14 protein-coding genes and 5 pseudogenes are annotated in these 18,979 nt (G+C 35.5%); 6 read left to right on the plus strand and 13 right to left on the minus strand.

Annotated features, from left to right (window positions below; translation table 11 throughout):
- Positions 1–310 precede the first annotated feature (310 nt).
- A pseudogene (locus tag ACLKMH_RS00255) lies at positions 311–1,413 on the minus strand (PilT/PilU family type 4a pilus ATPase).
- Between the two features lie 668 nt (positions 1,414–2,081).
- Here ACLKMH_RS00255 and ACLKMH_RS00260 point away from each other — a divergent pair.
- The 4 genes and pseudogenes from ACLKMH_RS00260 (at position 2,082) to ACLKMH_RS00275 (ending at position 6,696) form a co-directional block, all read left to right on the plus strand.
- Positions 2,082–2,345, plus strand: a complete 264-nt coding sequence (locus ACLKMH_RS00260) for a DUF4212 domain-containing protein (RefSeq protein ID WP_413700385.1) — start codon at positions 2,082–2,084, stop codon at positions 2,343–2,345.
- Positions 2,346–2,360: 15 nt separating this feature from the next.
- Positions 2,361–4,080: pseudogene (locus ACLKMH_RS00265) on the plus strand (sodium:solute symporter family protein).
- Positions 4,081–4,170: 90 nt separating this feature from the next.
- Positions 4,171–6,016, plus strand: a pseudogene (locus tag ACLKMH_RS00270) (DUF294 nucleotidyltransferase-like domain-containing protein).
- Positions 6,016–6,696: an exonuclease domain-containing protein gene (locus tag ACLKMH_RS00275; RefSeq protein ID WP_413700386.1), complete on the plus strand. Its 681-nt coding sequence runs from the start codon at positions 6,016–6,018 to the stop codon at positions 6,694–6,696. The pseudogene ACLKMH_RS00270 and the gene ACLKMH_RS00275 overlap by 1 nt, the downstream one beginning before the upstream one ends.
- Positions 6,697–6,707: 11 nt before the next feature.
- On the opposite strand, the pseudogene ACLKMH_RS00280 reads toward ACLKMH_RS00275, so the two are convergent.
- The 4 genes and pseudogenes from ACLKMH_RS00280 to ACLKMH_RS00295 all read right to left on the minus strand — a co-directional run bounded on the left by ACLKMH_RS00280 (position 6,708) and on the right by ACLKMH_RS00295 (position 10,305).
- Positions 6,708–8,632: pseudogene (locus tag ACLKMH_RS00280) on the minus strand (polysaccharide biosynthesis protein).
- A gap of 161 nt (positions 8,633–8,793) precedes the next feature.
- A pseudogene (locus ACLKMH_RS00285) lies at positions 8,794–9,347 on the minus strand (sugar transferase).
- Positions 9,348–9,532: 185 nt separating this feature from the next.
- Positions 9,533–9,997 (minus strand): NAD-dependent epimerase/dehydratase family protein, encoded by a 465-nt coding sequence (locus ACLKMH_RS00290; protein ID WP_413700387.1) that lies wholly within the window; start codon positions 9,995–9,997, stop codon positions 9,533–9,535.
- Positions 9,998–10,080: 83 nt separating this feature from the next.
- Positions 10,081–10,305 carry an NAD-dependent epimerase/dehydratase family protein gene (locus ACLKMH_RS00295; RefSeq protein ID WP_413700388.1) on the minus strand — a complete coding sequence of 75 codons (225 nt, stop codon included), beginning with the start codon at positions 10,303–10,305 and terminating at the stop codon, positions 10,081–10,083.
- Positions 10,306–10,499: 194 nt separating this feature from the next.
- Between ACLKMH_RS00295 and ACLKMH_RS00300 the strand changes: the two genes are divergently transcribed.
- Both ACLKMH_RS00300 and ACLKMH_RS00305 read left to right on the plus strand, forming a co-directional pair.
- Positions 10,500–10,850, plus strand: a complete 351-nt coding sequence (locus ACLKMH_RS00300; protein WP_413700389.1) for a hypothetical protein — start codon at positions 10,500–10,502, stop codon at positions 10,848–10,850.
- A gap of 56 nt (positions 10,851–10,906) precedes the next feature.
- A complete protein-coding gene (locus tag ACLKMH_RS00305; protein ID WP_413700390.1) occupies positions 10,907–11,602 on the plus strand; it encodes a glycosyltransferase in 696 nt (231 codons plus the stop codon).
- Between the two features lie 16 nt (positions 11,603–11,618).
- Here the strand turns inward: ACLKMH_RS00305 and ACLKMH_RS00310 are convergent, their stop codons facing one another.
- From ACLKMH_RS00310 to ACLKMH_RS00345, 8 genes are all read right to left on the minus strand, one after another.
- A complete protein-coding gene (locus ACLKMH_RS00310; protein ID WP_413700391.1) occupies positions 11,619–12,800 on the minus strand; it encodes a glycosyltransferase family 4 protein in 1,182 nt (393 codons plus the stop codon).
- Positions 12,790–13,158, minus strand: a complete 369-nt coding sequence (locus tag ACLKMH_RS00315; protein WP_413700392.1) for a GDP-mannose 4,6-dehydratase — start codon at positions 13,156–13,158, stop codon at positions 12,790–12,792. The genes ACLKMH_RS00310 and ACLKMH_RS00315 overlap by 11 nt, the downstream gene beginning before the upstream one ends.
- Positions 13,155–13,670, minus strand: coding sequence for an NAD-dependent epimerase/dehydratase family protein (locus tag ACLKMH_RS00320; protein ID WP_413700393.1), 516 nt, complete (start codon positions 13,668–13,670; stop codon positions 13,155–13,157). The genes ACLKMH_RS00315 and ACLKMH_RS00320 overlap by 4 nt, the downstream gene beginning before the upstream one ends.
- 110 nt (positions 13,671–13,780) lie before the next feature.
- Positions 13,781–14,779 carry a GDP-mannose 4,6-dehydratase gene (gmd, locus tag ACLKMH_RS00325; protein ID WP_413700394.1) on the minus strand — a complete coding sequence of 333 codons (999 nt, stop codon included), beginning with the start codon at positions 14,777–14,779 and terminating at the stop codon, positions 13,781–13,783.
- A 186-nt stretch (positions 14,780–14,965) separates the two neighbouring features.
- Positions 14,966–15,163 (minus strand): hypothetical protein, encoded by a 198-nt coding sequence (locus ACLKMH_RS00330; RefSeq protein ID WP_413700395.1) that lies wholly within the window; start codon positions 15,161–15,163, stop codon positions 14,966–14,968.
- Complete coding sequence (locus ACLKMH_RS00335) at positions 15,135–17,468, minus strand: glycosyltransferase (RefSeq protein WP_413700396.1); 2,334 nt, start codon at positions 17,466–17,468, stop codon at positions 15,135–15,137. Before ACLKMH_RS00335 ends, ACLKMH_RS00330 begins: the two co-directional genes overlap by 29 nt.
- A 2-nt stretch (positions 17,469–17,470) precedes the next feature.
- On the minus strand, positions 17,471–18,187 hold the full coding sequence (locus tag ACLKMH_RS00340; protein ID WP_413700397.1) for a hypothetical protein: 717 nt from the start codon (positions 18,185–18,187) through the stop codon (positions 17,471–17,473).
- 98 nt (positions 18,188–18,285) lie between these two features.
- Entirely contained in the window at positions 18,286–18,954 is a 669-nt protein-coding gene (locus tag ACLKMH_RS00345; protein WP_413700398.1) for a class I SAM-dependent methyltransferase, read from the minus strand.
- Positions 18,955–18,979 lie beyond the last annotated feature (25 nt).

Raw genomic sequence — 18,979 nt, forward strand, 5'->3', positions numbered from 1 at the left:
GCTCAATCAAGCGCCTTGTCCTTAACTCTTTTTCCTGCACAAATTCTGACCATATCATTAGCAGAATGGTATAGCAGTTATCCTTTCAAAAGATTAATTCAAATAAATCCCCAAAAAACAAATATCAAACAAGTGATAGTTCGGTTGGTTAGCTTATGTTTTAAATAAAGCCGGCCTGCCATGCCAGCACTGAGATATATACAAATACCAGAAACAAAAAAGGTGCTATCAACAGCACCTCCTATCAAGCGGTAAGCTTTTGGACATTAAGAGAAATCTAAATCATCAAAGCTAAGTTTAGGCTCTAGGCTTAATCCCCCTCTTTTTTATCATCAACTTGTTCAGCTATGCCACCTTTATGTAGTTTAAATTTAAGTGCAAGGTTGGTTGGTGAGTCAGAGTTTTTAATTGCCTCTTCTTCATTAATTCGCCCTTCTAACACTAAATCAAATAACGCACCATCAAAGGTCTGCATTCCCAGTGATTTAGATTTTTCCATTACTTCTTTTAATAATCCAAAATCTCCTTTTTTGATCATGTCTCGAATGGTTAATGTACCCATCATCACTTCAATAGCGGCACATCGTTTGCCATCTGTCGTAGGAATTAATCGTTGTGATATAAAAGATTTTAAATTATTGCCAAGGTCATTCAATAATTGTGGGCGTCGCTCTTCTGGGAAAAAGTTGATAATACGATCTAACGCTTGATTGGCATTATTAGCATGTAAAGTAGATATTGCTAAATGGCCTGTTTCAGCAAATGCTAAAGCGTGTTCCATGGTTTCACGGTCACGAATCTCCCCAATCAAGATAACATCGGGCGCTTGGCGAAGTGTATTCTTTAATGCGACGATGAAAGCTACGTGTATCAACACCAACTTCGCGCTGATTAATAATACTTTTTTTGTGTTTGTGTACAAACTCAACGGGATCTTCAATGGTAATAATATGGCCAGATGAGTTTTCGTTACGGTGATCAATGAGAGCAGACTAATGAAGTTGACTTACCTGATCCAGTTGCACCAATAAATAATACTAACCCACGCTTTGTCATGATCACATCTTTTAGAATTTCCGGTAACCGTAAGTCTGCAAATTTCGGGATATCTATTTTAATGTTACGCGCAACTAATGAAACTTCATTTCTTTGCTTAAATATATTAACGCGAAAACGGCCGACACTAGAGATAGAGATAGCTAAATTCATTTCTAAATCCTGCTCAAAAGCAATTTTTTGCTCACTATCCATAATAGAGTAAGCAATCTTCGCAACTTCCCCTGGTTTAAATTTTTCGTTATTTAAAGTTCTTAAACTACCTTCAAATTTTCCTGAAGGTGGAGCGCCTGTTGCTAAATACAGATCTGATCCATCTTGACTGGATAAGATGTTCAGCATTTCTTCAAACTCCATTATGTACTCCTTAAGTTAAAATCTAATTTAATTTTTATTCTCATAATATTTTCTATTGGTTATTTTGCTTTTATGCTTTCGTTACTATGTGCAAACTTTACCTTATTCATTTATTTTAGCGGAAGAACTTAAACCTGCCTCTTTATATGCAAAGCATTTTCAATAAATAGTAAAATGTCTAACAAACAAGTAATCATTCTCTATAAAAACTTAAGGTTTCTTAATAGCGTTTCTTTTCAAAAAAGTGAAATGCTAGTCAACAATACATAAGAGAACAAATACTAGCATTAACAGAAGATCTCTCACCTCAAAGCCAAGTGTTTACATTCTAGATAAAACCAACCAATAAAGGTATTTATATTAAAGAAACAAAAGTAACAAATTGACCTTTATTTCTCTCTTTTAAAGGATTTAATGCATTTTCAAAAATTACTGTTTTTTACAAATTGCCGACAATCTAGAGTGAAACACATAGTTAACTACATCACAAAATTTAACCATAAATTAGTTTTTAAGACTCCCATCACAAAAAAACATAACCAAAACATGATCAACGCCTCGCTCGGCGGCTAACATTTAAATGCTTTTAACATAGTATTAACATCGTCTTTTCAGATATGGACAAATTGCACAACAAATATTACATAACTGATGAAAAGGGAAACAAAATGAGTTTTGAAGATAAAGATAAAGCTAAAGAATATTGGGACGAAAATATAAAACTCGTCCTTTCATTATTGGCCATTTGGGCATTCGTTTCGTTTGGATGTGGCGTGTTATTCGTCGACGTTTTAAATGAAATAACTTTCATGGGATTTAAACTGGGTTTCTGGTTTGCTCAACAAGGTGCAATGTACGTATTTTTAATACTGATTGCGGTATACGTCAGAAAAGCAAATCTGCTTGACAAAAAATACGGCGTTGATGAATAACAAGGAGTAGTAAAGATGGATGTTCAAACTTTAACTTATGTCATTGTTGGCATTACCTTTGCCCTATACATAGGTATCGCAATCAAATCACGTGCAGGCTCAACTAATGAGTTTTACGTTGCAGGCGGTGGTGGTTCCCCTGTACTAAATGGTATGGCAACCGCAGCAGACTGGATGTCAGCGGCTTCATTTATATCTCTTGCAGGTATTGTTTCATTTGTTGGTTATGATGGTAGTGTTTACCTCATGGGCTGGACAGGTGGTTATGTATTACTTGCTCTACTGATGGTTCCTTACCTTCGTAAATTTGGTAAATTCACCGTACCGGATTTTATTGGTGATCGTTACTACTCTCAAGCGACACGTACCGTTGCGGTCGTTTGTGCTATCTTCATCAGCTTTACCTATATTGCAGGTCAAATGCGTGGTGTAGGCGTTGTATTCTCTCGCTTCCTAGAAGTAGAAGTTGATACGGGTGTTTACATCGGTATGTGTGTGGTATTTTTCTATGCTGTATTAGGTGGCATGAAAGGGATCACTTACACGCAGGTTGCACAATACTGCGTGATGATTTTTGCTTTCATGGTACCGGCGATATTCCTTTCTGTGATGATGACAGGCCATATTTTCCCACAACTTGGGTTTGGTGCTGAGTTATTAGACGCAAGTGGTAACAGTTCTGGTGTTTACTTACTTGATAAACTAGATGGGCTTTCTGCTGAGCTAGGTTTCGCACAGTATACTGAAGGCTCAAAAAGTATGATTGATGTGTTCTTTATTTGTGGTGCATTAATGTTTGGTACTGCAGGTCTTCCACATGTAATTGTACGCTTCTTTACTGTACCAACTGTAAAAGCATCACGTAGCTCTGCAGGTTGGACACTACTATTCATTGCAATTATGTACACTACTATCCCTGCTCTTGCAGCATTCTCTCGTGTAAATATGATTGAATCTGTTAATGGTCCAGATGGCCAAGGTGTACCTCATGAACAAGCACCTAGTTGGGTAAATAGCTGGGAAAAAACAGGCTTGATCAAATGGGATGATAAGAATGGTGATGGTAAAATGCACTATTCAAAAGGTGAAGAAAATGAGATGAACATCGACCGTGATATCATCGTATTAGCAACACCAGAAATGGCTAACTTGCCTGCTTGGGTTATTGCATTAATTGCGGCTCGGTGGTTTGGCGCTGACCCTATCAACCTCTGCCGGGCTATTATTGGTTATTTCAACTTCCGTATCCCATGACTTGCTGAAAAAGAACCTAATGCCCAATATCTCCGATAAGAAGGAGTTAATGTATGCTCGAACAGCCGCAGCGACCGGTATCATTATGGCGGGTTACTTTGGTATTAATCCTCCAGGATTCGTGGCGGCCGTAGTAGCAATAGCCTTTGGTCTAGCGACCTCTTCATTATTCCCAGCCATTACTATGGGTATTTTCTCTAAGAAAATGAATAAAGAAGGAGCAATAGCAGGTATGGTTGCAGGCTTAGCATTTACAACGATTTACATTATTTACTTTAAGTTTGTAAATCCTGGTGCAAATATTCCAGATAATTGGTTATTTGGTATTTCACCTGAAGGTATTGGTATGCTTGGCATGGTTGTTAACTTTATTGTTGCCATATTAGTGTGTAAAGCAACGGCTCCAACACCTCAATCTGTTGTTGATATGGTTGAGTCTATCCGTTTCCCTAAAGGGGCCGGTGAGGCGCATGATCATTAATCGCTAGTTGTTATCGCGAGCACCTGACTTTAAGCATGATTTAAGGTCACGTGCTCGCTATTTTATACTCAGCACATAGAGGCTATCTAAATGGATATAACAGAGCTTCAACCCATTACAAATTTCATCAAAACTCTCCCTCCCTTTGACCAATTATCCGATCAACTTATTAATCAATGTTGCCAATCCCTTACTGTCGTTTATTACGGAAAAAGCGAAGGATTCGTGCATGTCGATAGTAATGAACCTCAACTTTATATTGTGCGAAGTGGCGCCTTTGAAGTCACCACAGAAAAAGGTGAGCTCATTGATAGGATCGGAGACGGGCAATACTTCGGATTCAGTGGCATGCTCTCTGGAGAGAAAGTTGTTAACAAAGTACATATTTTAGAAGATGGTTTAATTTATCAATTACCCTTAGAAAGCTTTAATCATCTGCGCGCTTCAAGCCAAATTTTTGACAGGTTTTTTAATCAGGCTTTTGCTAAACGTTTACGCCATCAAGGGGATATTAATACTAATAAAATTAATACCGGTCGGATCAGCTCCCTGATTTCAGAAAAAATGATCAGCATAGATAGTCAATCAACGATTCAGCAAGCGACGTCTTTAATGTCAGAGAATCGTGTATCGTCATTAATTATTATCGATAACAAGCAACTAGCAGGTATTTTAACCGATAGAGATTTACGAAACCGTGTTCTTGCGAAGGGGCTTAGCAGTGATACGATCATAAGTACTGTGATGACCAAAGATCCCGTTATCATCTCTAAACATGCACTTATTTTTGAAGCCATGTTACTAATGAGTGAAAAAAACATTCATCATTTACCTATTATTGAAAATAATTTACCCATTTCTATGATCACCAGTACCGATATCATGCGTAGTCAAAGTTCTCAGCCTTTATTATTAATCGGTCAAATAGATAGGCAAACTAGCATTGAAAAACTGATCACAGTAAGTAAACAACTACCTACTTTATTACAAAGCCTGATTAGTAGCGGTGCAAAAGCACAGGAAATAGGCCGTGTTTTGACACTGGTTACCGACGCCTTAACCAAACGCTTACTGTACCTTGGTCAACAACAACTTGGTGAAGCCCCAATGAAATTTTGTTGGTTAGCCTTTGGCTCTCAAGCACGACAAGATCAAGCAGCAGGAGCTGACCAAGATAATGCCCTGTTACTTGAAAAAGAAACCGATCAAGAAAGTGAACACTATTTCAAGCAACTTGCCGAAATAGTCTGTGATGGCTTAAACCAATGTGGTTTCCCCTATTGTCCAGGCAATATCATGGCAACCAATGCAAAATGGAGAGTTTCACTTGAGAAGTGGCAAGCCCAGTTCAACCAATGGATAAACAGCCCACAACCTCAAGCGCTTCTTAATGCGACTATCTTTTTTGATATGCGCTCGATTTACGGAGACTTATCCTTATTTACGCAATTACAAAGTCGCGTGTTAAAACAAACCAAGAATAATGATATTTTCCTAGTCGCCTTAACACGTAATGCTTTACAAAGAATTCCACCATTAGGTTTCTTTAAAAACTTTGTTATAGAGCGTGATGGCAGCTGAGGTAAAAGGCATCGATCTTAAGCATAAAGGATTGGCGCTGATTAATGACATTGCACGTATTTACGCTCTCGCTAACGGAGTTCAAGCCGTTAATAGTCGACAACGCTTAATGGCACTTATTGGATCGCAGGGCATCAATAAACAAGATATTCTAAACTTAATCGATGCAACTGAATTTATCGCACACAAACGTTTAATAAATCAAGGCAATCAATATGAGCAAGGAGAGCATTTATCAAATTACTTATTACCCGATAGTTTAAGTTCACTAGCAAGGCATCACCTTAAGGATGCATTCACTGTGATAAATGAAAGTCAATCAGGTATCAAGCTTAAATATTTAAGGCAGTTTTAATGCTTAAGCCCTGGATATTTAAAACTCGTCTGCATTATTACGCACAACGATGTAATAATGAGTTAATACGTGATTATCAATTGTCTTTGCTTCCCTTATTGGATAAATCGATTAAACATAGCCCTTTACTTGCTTTAGATTTGGAAATGACAGGGCTCGATGCCAAAACAGATCAAATCATTAGTATTGGTTTAATACCGATTATCAATGGGCAAATAAAACTTAATCAAGGCCAACATAAGCTCATAAAAATAGCGGGAAGTGTTGGACAAAGTGCGACTATACATGGCGTTTTAGACAATGATTTACAACAAGCCTTGCCACTGGATGAAGCTATAAATTGGTTTTTCAAACAAGCAATGGGGCATGTTCTAGTGGCTCATCATGCGCCATTAGACTTAAGCTTTTTAGAACAAGCACTATTGAAAATGAATACTCAAAGGTGTCGGTTATCTGCTATCGACACATTAAAAGTTGAACATCAGCGTTTATTACGCAAACAGGAGGTGATAAAAGAAGGCGAACTTCGACTTGGAAGTTGTCGAAGTCGATATCATTTACCCACCTATGACGCTCATAACGCACTTATTGATGCTTTATCCTGTGCAGAGTTATTACTTGCTCAAGTTAGCCAGATGGGTGGTTTAGAGAAGATAAAAGTCTCTGATTTAATTCGCTAAACGAATACTGCTTAGTGTATTTTTATATTTCGATTTTTTTGTTGCTTATTTTGATTTGCCTTCCAAACAAGATCTTCAATATCATCACTCGGATTAAAATGAGCAGGCACTGATAATAAAATTTCTCGAATTAGTTGATGATCAAAATTAGTACACGCAACATCTAACTTATCAATGATGAGCTTGTATTCTGCATAGGGCATAAAACTTTCATTCGCACGCATGATTCTTTCATGTTCACTTCCCATAACATCATCGCCAATGAGTAATTCTTCATAGAGCTTCTCACCTGGCCGCAGCCCCGTATATCTAATTTCAATATCACCTGACGGGTTCTCTAGAGATTTAACTTCTAAGCCAGAAAGTTTTATCAAATTAGTGGCTAAATCAACAATTTTAACCGGCTCTCCCATATCAAGTACAAAGACATCTCCGCCCTTCCCCATTGCTCCAGCTTGAATAACTAAAGCGGCTTCAGGAATAGTCATAAAATATCGAATAATATCTGGGTGTGTGATAGTGACATGGTCACCTTCTGCTATTTGTTTTTTAAATAGAGGAATAACAGATCCTGATGATCCAAGTACATTGCCAAAGCGAACCATACAAAAACGGGTGTTATGTTTTTCAGCGGCGAGAGATTGTAACATCAACTCAGCCATACGTTTTGTGGTCCCCATGACGTTGGTTGGACGAACAGCTTTATCTGTTGAGATAAGCACAAAAGACTCTACTTTCGCTTTAATCGCGGCTAATGCAGTGTAATAAGTACCAAAGACATTATTACGCACACCTTCCACTACGTTGTATTCGACTAAAGGAACATGTTTATAAGCAAGTGCATGATAAAGAGTTTGCACAGCAAAACTTGTTAATACTGCCTCTAAACGGTTTTGCCTTTGAACAGAGCCTAATAGTGGAATAATGTTAACCGACAGTTGCTTTTCTTCAACAAGCTTAGAAAGCTCTTTTTCAATTTTATACAGCGCAAATTCAGAAAGTTCAAAGAGAATTAGGGCCGTTGGTTTTTGTTGTACAATTTGACGACAAAGCTCAGAGCCAATTGAACCACCAGCCCCAGTCACTAAAACGACTTTATTAAATATATTTGCTTCAAGGAGCTCTGGTATTGAAGAAACACTATTTCTGCCTAATAAATCTTCAATAGCCACATCTCTCAATTGATCAATAGTGGCAGTACCATTCATTATTTCTTCAAATCGCGGGATTGATTTTACTTCTACAGATAAATTAACTAATGAATCAATTATTGCCCTACGTTGAGCTCGGTCAGCACCCGGCATAGCAAGTAAAATTTTAGTGGCATCCGTTTTATCAATAACTCTTTTTAAATCGTCATTATTATAAACCGTGAGCCCATTTACGACGTTTTTATAAAGCTTTTTCTCATCATCAATAAAGGCTATCGGATGAAATTCATGCCCTTGACGGAGTAAATTTAATAACTGTCGCCCAGAATCACCTGCACCATAAATAATTACTTTCTCTTTTTGCCAATTTAAATGTTGCGCCACAATCACACGCACAAATAATCGAGCACCGCCACTGAGCAAAACAAGATAAGTACCATATATAATCGGAATTGAGCGAGGCACAAAGGCATCTAGATAAAACCCTGTCACCACTAGTACTAGCGCAGAGGTTAAACAACTTAAGACAATAGTCAGTAATGCATGTACGCTCAAATAACGTAAAATTGCTCGATATAAACCAACACGAGTAAATAACAGCAATGTCACTATCATGGTAACCACTAATAACTGCCAATATTCACTTTTATCTAAAAAAACACCTGCCCTAATCGCGTGTAGAAAGCACCAATAAAGGCTAAAAACACAAAAAAGACATCAATAGCCACACTGATAATGCGCTTATAAAAGCGAGGAATAGCTAAAATTGAATCAATTATTATCATAACAATCCAGAAGAATAGAAGTATTAAATCGCAGTAGTTTACATGTTTTTTATAAGAAACAGAGCATTAAATATAAACTGTAGATAAGATGAGATTTTTATTTAAGCTAAATTGAACGAAAGTCTTTTTATTGTACATCCCATCACCTCATACATCACCAATTATAGCTTGTTGGTCGGATCACCCGCTCCGTCGCCAGTCGCAGTTTGAATAATATATTTAACATAATGTTTTAATGTTAATGTTGAAATCATCTTTTGATCAACTTCAGCTAAGCGTTTAGGTGTCGACATATCAATATTGTTCACCTGCGCTAATCCCGTTATCCCTGGAAGAACCTTATAAATACCTAAACTATCACGCTCTTTAATGAGCTCTTCTTGATTAAACAAATTCGGTCTTGGGCCTACAAAACTCATTTCACCTTTCAATACATTTATCAGTTGAGGCAACTCATCGATTTTTGTTTTCCGTAAAAAGCCCCTAATTTAGTAATAGAAGCTTGTCCAGCAAGATGACTCGCGACTGATTTTGTCCCTAAGGACATAGTACGAAATTTAATTAAGTTAAAGGGACGTTTATTTTTGCCTACACGTTGCTGAATAAAAATAGGTGAACCAGTATCAAACATACCTAAAATGGTAATAACAACTAAAATTGGTAACGTGATGAGCAACCCAATTAATGCCATAAAAAAATCTATTATTCTTATCATTATTTCTTCTTGTTTAAATTATCCAGAAAAGTGGTTGCTGTTTTTTAAAACACTCCGAATTCCGATGAGGAGGAGACCAATTTAACAATTCTTTTGTATGAGATATATCGACTTGCAAGGAACCACATAATCGCTGTGCTATCGAAGGTTTTCCAATTAGATTTGCAAGAAACGAAAGCCATGAACTAGGGAATAGGTAACAATCGATTAGGAGCTTCTAACGCCCTTGATAAGCGAGTTAACAGTTGTGTCGTAGAAAGATCTTCATCATCAGAAACTAAAAAAGTTTCATTAGCCGCCTCAGGGTGGTCAATACAGGTACAGATTAAATCAACTAAATTATCTACTGAAACAATACTACGTTGATTGTTATTAATTCCACCTAAGGGAAGTGGTAAACCTTTATTAAGCCATTTCATCATGGAAGCAAAATTAGCTTTAACACCAGGCCCGTAAACGAGCGGAGGACGAATAATGACAACTTCTAATCCTGTCTGCTGGGCTATTTTGCGCAAGCCAATTTCAGCTTCATATTTGCTTAATCCATAAGGGTCTGTGGGAATATAATCATCATCAGCCTTAAAGGCCTGGCCAATCTCAGTTTCTTCTCCATTAACTTTAATGGTACTAATAAAAATAAAACGTTTCACGCCTGCATTAGTCAGCTTGCTGTGCTAAAGCTAGTGTAGAAATTGTATTAACCTGACGATACTCTGCCAGTGAGTCAGTAGTTTTATCTTTCATCAAATGTACCCGAGCAGACACAATGAATAACTACATCAACACTATCAAGTTCATTTTGCACATCAAAATCGCTTGAAAAATTTAGCTTTATAGTATTTTTATCATTTCCAAGACGCGTCGCTTTTAATACAAAATAAGTACTTTGTTGCTGTAGCTTTGAAGTTAAGGCACTACCTAAAAAACCATTTGCCCCAGTAATAATAATTTTTTTCAAAATAATCCTGTGATTGTAAGTGGCTTTGTCATAAGGAAACTCAATTGATATTGTGCCATATTAATTAGTACTTTTTTGATTATTTATATTAGAATATTGCTTCTTTAACGCTTTAATTTATGTTTTTGTAATATACCCCTTAAGTTCCACCCCATTTACAAATCAATTAACAATCGAAATACTAAAGGTCACATATGAAGGTTTTACATGTTTACAGAACTTGTTACCCTGAAACAAAAGGAGGATTAGAACAAGCCATCAGATTTATATGTAAAGGTTGCATTGAGCATAATGTACAAAGCACTATTCTGACATTAGGGGATAATAACAAAGAGTATGATTTTGAAGGAACAAAAATCATCGTTGTAAAAAAAGATTTTGAAATATCATCAAATGGCTTCTCACTCAGTTTATTTAAAAAATTCAGAGCATTAAGCAAAGAAAATGACATTATTCATTATCAATACCCTTGGCCAACAGGTGACTTGCTTAGCCTAATTGCCCCTAAAAACCCTCTCTTGTTAGTTATCAATCAGATATTGTAAAACAAAAATGGTTAAAAAAATTATATTGGCCAATTGAACAACATTTTTTCAAAAAAGTGGATAAAATTATTGCTAGTTCTCCACAATACGCCGATACCAGTGAAAATTTAAATAAATACAAAAATAAGGTCGAGGTAATTCCCCTTGCTATCGATAAAAGTGTTTACCCTATTATTGATGAACAGCTGAAACAAAAGTGGCAAAAAGAAGTTGGTCAAGACTTCTTTTTATTCATTGGTGTTTTACGTTATTACAAAGGACTAAAGTATTTATTACAAGCGGCAAAAATATGTAAATTGCCTATCGTTATTGCTGGCGATGGACCTGAAAAAGCGTCTTTACAAGAATATATAACAGAAAATAATCTGACTAATGTAAAAATGGTAGGGTTCATAGAAGAAAACGACAAAGTTGTTTTGCATCATCTATCACAAGCCTTTATTTTCCCATCTCACTTAAGATCTGAAGCCTTTGGCATTTCATTATTAGAAGCACAACTTTATAGCAAACCGATTATCAGCAGTGATATAGGGACAGGCTCATCTTACGTTAATATACACAATGAAACGGGTCTTCAGGTAGCTCCTGCACACCCGGTTGCCTTAGCAGAGGCAATGGAAAAATTAGATAATAATAGAGAATTAGGCTTAACTTTAGGCAAACAAGCGCGACTAAGATATGAAAATAACTTCACTTCTGAAATTTACGCGCAAAATTATATTAATGTTTACCAACAACTATTAAAAAGTTAGCAATTAATAATGTTATTTACAATTTTTGTGCGATAGATAAAAGGTCATCAACGCATTTTCCCCAAGTAAAAGAAGATGCTCTACTTATTGCTTTTTCTTCTAGAGATAAACGTAAATTAGGATCAGATAAGATAGATTCTATTCCCTCACTAATTGCTTTCTTATTTGTCGGATCAACCAAGAAGGCAAAATCACCAGCAACCTCTGCCGTTGCGCCACAATTCGATGTAATAACGGCAGTGCCAGAGGCCATTGCTTCAATAATAGGTAAACCGAACCCTTCATATATAGAAGGATATACAAATAAAGCCGCACTAGAGTAAATATGATTTAACTCTATATCAGAAAGGTAACCTGTGACTATAATATTTCCGTTTTCTATTAGATCTTGAATTGAATCAAATAAAGCAGAGTTCTTCCAACCTGAAGATCCAACTAATACCAACGGATATTTAACCTTTAATTCATCAGATAACTCTCGATATGACTCAACCAGTTTTGCTAGGTTTTTTCTTGGTTCCAGTGTTGCAACACTTAAAATAAAGCGATTCTGTTTTAAATTTAACTTATTGAGAATGGGAGCGACTTCTTGTTGGTCATATACGCGAAATTTATCTTCAACCCCAAGGTATACAGTCGATAGTTGACTCTCTTTAATTGAATAGTTCTCCATTAATTCGCTACGAATAAAGTTAGAATCGACCACAATATGATTAGAAACAGCAACAGATTGTTTTACCATTTTTGTTAAAAAATTAACTCTTTCAACGGGATGAAACTCAGGATGAGTTATAAATGAAAGATCATGGATCGTAGTTATTATCTTGCCCTTATATTGCATTGGCACAAAACTGGGCTCAAAATATATAAACCCTTGTTCAGCTAACGAGTTAAGAATTTTTTTAGCCCTTACCGATATAAGATAATATTTAATAGCGTAAATCCCAGGAAACGACCTTAACAACTCTACACTACGCTGTTTAAATGAAAGCGAAGAACCAGGACTTACGCCAGAAATATCTTCTAGCGAGGTAATTAGCTCTTTGATTTCCTGTTGATCTAAAAGCTTACCATTTTTTATCCCAACTAATTCAATGTTCCTTTTTAAACATTCTTTTATTATATTTTTTGTGTAATAACCAATCCCGGTTAAAGCAGGACGAAGTATGTTTAAATTAATAAGTAACTTAATTTGCATGGAACATATCGAATAATGTCTGGTCGATAGATAAAGTTGGTTTTGAGCCAGTCATGGCAAGTAGCTTACTATTATCGCCACCTAACACTTTTATTTCATTTGCTCTCACAAAATCAGGATTAACACTTACTTCGATAGAATAACCAGCAATTTTTTCCATTTTTTCAATAATCGAAGACAAAGAATGTACATTGCCAGAACATAAGTTAAATACTTCAGAGTCAACATCTGATTCTAATAAGTCCACATAACTCTTAGCGATATCTCTAACATCACTAAAATCACGAGAAACATCAATATTACCAAGTTCAATATTCAATTTATGTGCACGAAAATGGCTAACGATTTTCGGGATCAAAAATTATCTTGCTGTCCAACACCTGTATAATTAAATGGGCGCGTTACAATGATAGGCAATTTATCAAACCAAGGTTTGATCATATGTTCCATTGCTAATTTACTCATTGCGTAGTGATTAACCGGCGCGACTTCTTGAGTTTCATTAATTTTAGCGACATCAGGATTACCATATATATTTGCACTGCTTGCCATTATTACTTTTGTAACCTGCAAACCTAGTTCAGATATAGCTTCAAGAATATTTAAATTACTAAATACATTAACATCATAAAATGCTTTTTGATCAGTATGCCCAACAAAAGATAAAGCGGCTAAGTGTATTACACCATCCGGCTTAACAAAGTCGATACATTTCTTTACAGCCTGTTTATCAGTTAAATCACAAGCGACTTGGCCTTCACTAGGGTTTTCATAAACAAGGCCAACAACGTCATAACCTCTGCGTTTAAGCTCCTCGGATACATATTTACCTGTAAACCCATTAATACCAGTAACTAAAATTTTTTTCATAAATACTCCCAATAATCCAAATTGAATATAAAAAAAGCGACTATCTAATTACTCGTGAGATTAATTAAATCAGTCGCTATTTTCATTACAAAATGAAATTTAATTCATTCTTAGAATGAAAAGCCTTGCTTGTTACGACGTAAGTCAGCTTCAACCATCATAGAACACAGTTCTTCTAACGTAGTTGTAGGTTCCCATCCAAGTGTATCTTTGGCTTTTTGAGGGTTACCGATAAGTAATTCAACTTCTGCAGGACGGTAGAATTTAGGATTAACTTTAACAACGATTTTCCCTGTTGCTTTATCGGTTGCAGTTTCACTTTCCTCAGACCCATTCCACTCAAGCTCAATATCTGCGACTTTAAATGCCATAGTAACGAAATCACGAACCGTTTCAGTTCGGTTAGTTGCTAATACAAAAGTATCCGCTTTTTCAGCCTGTAGCATACGCCACATACCTTCAACATAATCCTTTGCAAAACCCCAGTCTCGTTTAGCTTCCATATTACCTAGTTCAAGAACATCTTGTTTACCAAGCTTAATTTTAGCCACTGTATCAGTAATTTTACGAGTTACGAATTCTTGACCACGTAATGGTGATTCATGATTAAACAAAATACCACTTGTTGCAAAAATATCATAAGACTCACGGTAGTTAATCACCATCCAATGCGCATATAATTTAGCAACTCCATAAGGGCTACGTGGGTAGAATGGCGTTGATTCCTTTTGTGGAATTTCTTGCACTTCACCAAACATCTCAGAAGTAGATGCTTGGTAGAATTTAATCTTAGGATTCACAATACGAATCGCTTCAAGCAAGTTTACAGGACCTAATCCTGTAATTTCAGCAGTTGTGATCGGCTGTTCAAAAGAAACACCAACAAAACTTTGGGTCGCCAAATTATAAACTTCAGTTGCTTCGGTTGACTGAAGTAAACGAATACTTGCAGATAAATCAGTTAAATCATATTCAACTAACTCTAAATTAGGGTGGCTTTTAATCCCAAGCTCTTCAATTCGCCAAAAGTTAACAGAACTTGTACGGCGATATGTGCCATATACTTTATAGCCTTTTTCAAGAAGTAACTCAGCTAAATATGTCTGCATCTTGACCCGTGATTCCCGTTATTACTGCTGTTTTCATTTTTACCTACTTAACTATGCTGTTGTGGAATAATAAAATTCTTTCAAGAAAAATCGAATCATTTTACGCAACTAAAATTATTATGGCTAATAAATATTAACCATAATTTGCTTAATAATGACTTATCTAATATGAAGTTAAAATATTTGTTAGTTTACATCAATACACTTCAATAATTGATCTGCGCTTTGTTTCCAGGTTAACCAAGGCATATTATCTGACTTAGGATGTTCATCCTTTTCATATAAGTCGAGCCAACGTTTTAATGCATTCGCAACCACTTGTGGATCTTTATCATTTTCAAAGTAATAAGCATATTCACCTGCTACTTCTCTGAATATCGGCATATCTCGAGCGATGATTGGTAATTGATGTTGTGCAGCCTTCAATTAAAGGTAGCCCAAACCCTTCCCCTTCACTTGATGCAATGAGACAACTCGCTTGTTTATAGACAATATCTAAATACTCATCGCTAATACCTTCTAACCAGAACAATCGTTTATTAAGTTCTTTATGATTGCGTAATCGATCGATTAAGATATCATTATTCCAGCCTGCTTTACCAACAATAATTAACGCAATATTATTACCATTTCTCCATAATGCTTCGATAGCATCTAACGCAATAGTATGTCCTTTTCGAGGCTCTATCGTGCCAACCATTAAGAAAGTTTCCACTGAAGAGCAAGCTGTTTTTACGCTATCAGCATTGGTTGGTATGCCCGTACTCGGAACAGAGTCTTCTATATTTGCACCTAAATGAAAATGTGAATAGGTAAAGTCTTTTGATGTGACTTTATTATTCTTTTTCACCCACTCATGTAATTTATCTGATACATCTTTTGAGATGCATAAGGCGCCATCTGAAGAGATAACTGAGTCGAGCCAATCAGCAAAACCATCTTGAATATCTTGCACAAAATATTGGGGGTGATAGATAGGTAAAAGATCATATACAACAAAATAAGAACGAATGCCACGCTCCTTTAAATCTGACATTACTGCTGTTTTATAACCGAAATGGAGATCAAGGAATACCAAAATGTCCCCTTCACAAAAATCAACGACTTTATTGTTTATAGTACTTTCTATAGGGATACTAAATTTACCTTTTGAGATATCTGCATAATAAAAATTATTGTCATGTGGATATGAGAAAACAATTTCACAATCAAAATCTTGCATCTCTTTTAAGAGTAATACCTCACATATTGCACGTACGACCCTTTGAATGCCAGTTGCATGGTCAAAATGAATAAATGAGCTAATATCTAAAAATAGTTTACTTTTCACCACTAACGCTTGTTGATGACCCTTTTGATTCGCGACAACACAGCTTACAATATCTTTTATCGTATCTTGATTAATAGCATAATCTTGAATAATTTTGGTGATGTCTTCAATAAAAATGTTATAGGACGAAAGGTAATTAAAACTACCTATTCTAATTTCAACCTTCTCTTCGATAAACTCCAATAAAGTGGTTACTGATTGTTCCCATGAAAAAAGTGCGACTCGTTCAATAGCATTATCAGTTAATAGCTTTTTGAAGTTATGATCTTCTAATGATTTTAATAATTTAGAACTTATATCATCAATATTTTTGGGGTCAAACATTGCATCATCCAGCCCAATAACCTCTGGTAAACTAGAGTTATTAGAGCAAATCGTCGGTGCACCACAGGTCATTGCTTCTAATACAGGTAACCCAAAGCCTTCATGAAATGATGGAAAAACAAACGTAGAACATTGATTATAAAGAGATTTAAGAGTTTCATTTGAGATAAAATCGGTATAAACTACAGTATCACTGTCAAATTTAAGCTTATTTGCTAACTTATTAAGGTCCACTTTACCTTCGTCATGATAACGCCCTACCAGTACAATTTGATATTTACTTTTAACTTCTTTAGGTAATTTTGCAAAGGCATTAAACAAGCCCCCTAAGTTTTTTCTTTCATCTGCTGAGCCACTATAAAGAACAAATTCTCGGGTAATGTGAAAATCCTGTAAAAAGCATTTATCTATTTTTGAATCAATACAATAAAGCTCACTGCAGGCAGACGAGATATTAATCAATTTTTCATCCGGAATTGAAAGGTAATCGATAAACTCTTGCTTCGATGACTTTGAGATAGAAAAAATATAATCAGCATTTTTTAATGAAGTTAATTTCCTATAATACCAATCTTTAATAGCTCCTGAGCCTAAATATTTAGACTCATCAAATAAAGGGATTAAATCATACCCAATAACCCCGACTTTATAATTAGCTGAACTTTCTATTGAACATACAAAATTATCTCCCGCCCCTTCAAATAGAGAGGTGATGAATACAAAGTCAGGATTTAAACTATCAATGAAATGTGTTCTAATTTTTTCTGAAATCAGAATATTAGATAGATTGCCGGGAATTACTTCTTTTGTATTTTCAAGTGAATGAAAGAAAATTATATTTTTAGGATCAATTGCCCCGTCAAATTCCTTTATTATATATTCTGAGCCTTCATCTGAATTAAAATTTGCTAATAAAAGGATTTCATGTTCTTTTCCAAGCTCTAAAACCTTTTGTACAAGTGCTAAAGAATAATTACCAATTCCACGATATTTACTACCTGTTTGTAAACTTTGGATATCTATAATAATGCGCATTGTTATTCGTTTCCTTTATGCAACGACACTTTAATATCATTGTAAATTTTTCGTTCCATAGCGTTGAATATTCTACGATTATCATTTGCCGATGTATGACTCTGCTCAGCCTGTAGTTCAACATTAACTTCTGATTTTACATTAGTAGGTGTTGTTAAATTTGTATTTACTCGATCCAAATACATGCGATGCAGTTTAGGGTACTTAAACAATAGTTTTTGAGTGTTTTTACGTAAGAAATTACTCTTTTTTACTCTAAAAATAATACTCTTCTCAATTGAATGAAGCTTTTCTTTATACGAAACACTTGATAGCATAGTTTTTATGAATCGACCGAGAAAACGATACGGCGCAGTTATTTTCCATGAACTACTATTTATTATATTGTGAAGATTGATTTCAGCTTGATGGGCTTTTTCTTCTGCAATACTTGCTCTATTGGTCGCTTCAATAACTTGAGTTAATGAATCACTCACTTGTATCACGGCCTCATTTGCATGTTGTGCAACATTGCTTGTTTGCAGTAAAGCGTCATTAATTTTGGCAATTGCTTCATTTCCTTGAGTTTCTGCTTCATTCGCTCTAGCCTCGGCTTCAATAGCTTTAGTCCACCATTCATTAGCTTTAACTTCTGCAACATGTACTTTGTATTCTGCTTCACTTAACTTAGCTAAAGCTTCATTAACTTTGGCCTTATATACTGTACTTTCTACTTCCACTACCATGGCCTCTATATTTAATAAACGATGTTCAAATCTATCAGCAAGCGAAGTTAAGGATAAACCGAAACTCTGACTGAAAGCATTATCGAAAAGCTTTAATATATCAACTTCGGCTTTTTTTGCGCAATAACTGCATAATCTGGACTAACCCCTTCTAATACCTGCATTAAACTTGAAACGTTTTGATTAGCTGGTTCTTTCGATTCTTGTAACCCCAAAACTTTAGTTCGGATATATCCATTAAATTCAGGTAGGAAAGATAATAAATTAGAAGGTATTGGCTTAGTATGTGTAGGGTCTAGATAAAAATATTCAGTCGACACTTTAATATTTTCTGGATTTGGCGTTTCTAGTATTAAAATTCCACCAGGTTTTAGTACTCTGAGAGACTCTTTTACAAGTACTTGAAGATCCTCAAAGCTTATGTGCTCTACAACATGAAAGGCACTAATTATTGTTATACTGTTATCTTTTTGTTTTTTAAGGAATTCAACTCCATTATCTTGGAGCACATTCAAACCTAGCTCATAGCATGCCTCAAGCATACCTTTATCAAGGTCTACACCTTGAGCAGAAATACCATTTTCTTTAAGTAATTCAAGCCATTCTCCTCTACCACAACCAATATCTAAAGCAAAGGAGTCAGGATATAGCTCTTTAAACTTCAAAATAAATGGTAAGTATATTTTTATTCTATTTTTTATTAACTCTTTTGAACCCCGGTACTTATCTTCGAAAGCTCTATAGAAATCTTTATTTGACATGTTTTATCTCTATTTTTTGTTTTAA

Origin of the sequence: Psychromonas sp. KJ10-10, from assembly GCF_047323245.1 — a bacterium.
In the GTDB taxonomy this organism is placed as follows: domain Bacteria; phylum Pseudomonadota; class Gammaproteobacteria; order Enterobacterales; family Psychromonadaceae; genus Psychromonas.

Coding starts and splice junctions, on each gene's coding strand:
- ACLKMH_RS00260 (WP_413700385.1), top strand. CDS start 2,082: ATGAGTTTTGAAGATAAAGATAAAGCTAAAGAATATTGGGACGAAAAT.
- ACLKMH_RS00275 (WP_413700386.1), top strand. CDS start 6,016: ATGCTTAAGCCCTGGATATTTAAAACTCGTCTGCATTATTACGCACAA.
- ACLKMH_RS00300 (WP_413700389.1), top strand. CDS start 10,500: ATGAAGGTTTTACATGTTTACAGAACTTGTTACCCTGAAACAAAAGGA.
- ACLKMH_RS00310 (WP_413700391.1), bottom strand. CDS start 12,800: ATGCAAATTAAGTTACTTATTAATTTAAACATACTTCGTCCTGCTTTA.
- ACLKMH_RS00320 (WP_413700393.1), bottom strand. CDS start 13,670: ATGAAAAAAATTTTAGTTACTGGTATTAATGGGTTTACAGGTAAATAT.
- gmd (WP_413700394.1), bottom strand. CDS start 14,779: ATGCAGACATATTTAGCTGAGTTACTTCTTGAAAAAGGCTATAAAGTA.
- ACLKMH_RS00330 (WP_413700395.1), bottom strand. CDS start 15,163: ATGCCGATATTCAGAGAAGTAGCAGGTGAATATGCTTATTACTTTGAA.
- ACLKMH_RS00335 (WP_413700396.1), bottom strand. CDS start 17,468: ATGCGCATTATTATAGATATCCAAAGTTTACAAACAGGTAGTAAATAT.
- ACLKMH_RS00345 (WP_413700398.1), bottom strand. CDS start 18,954: ATGTCAAATAAAGATTTCTATAGAGCTTTCGAAGATAAGTACCGGGGT.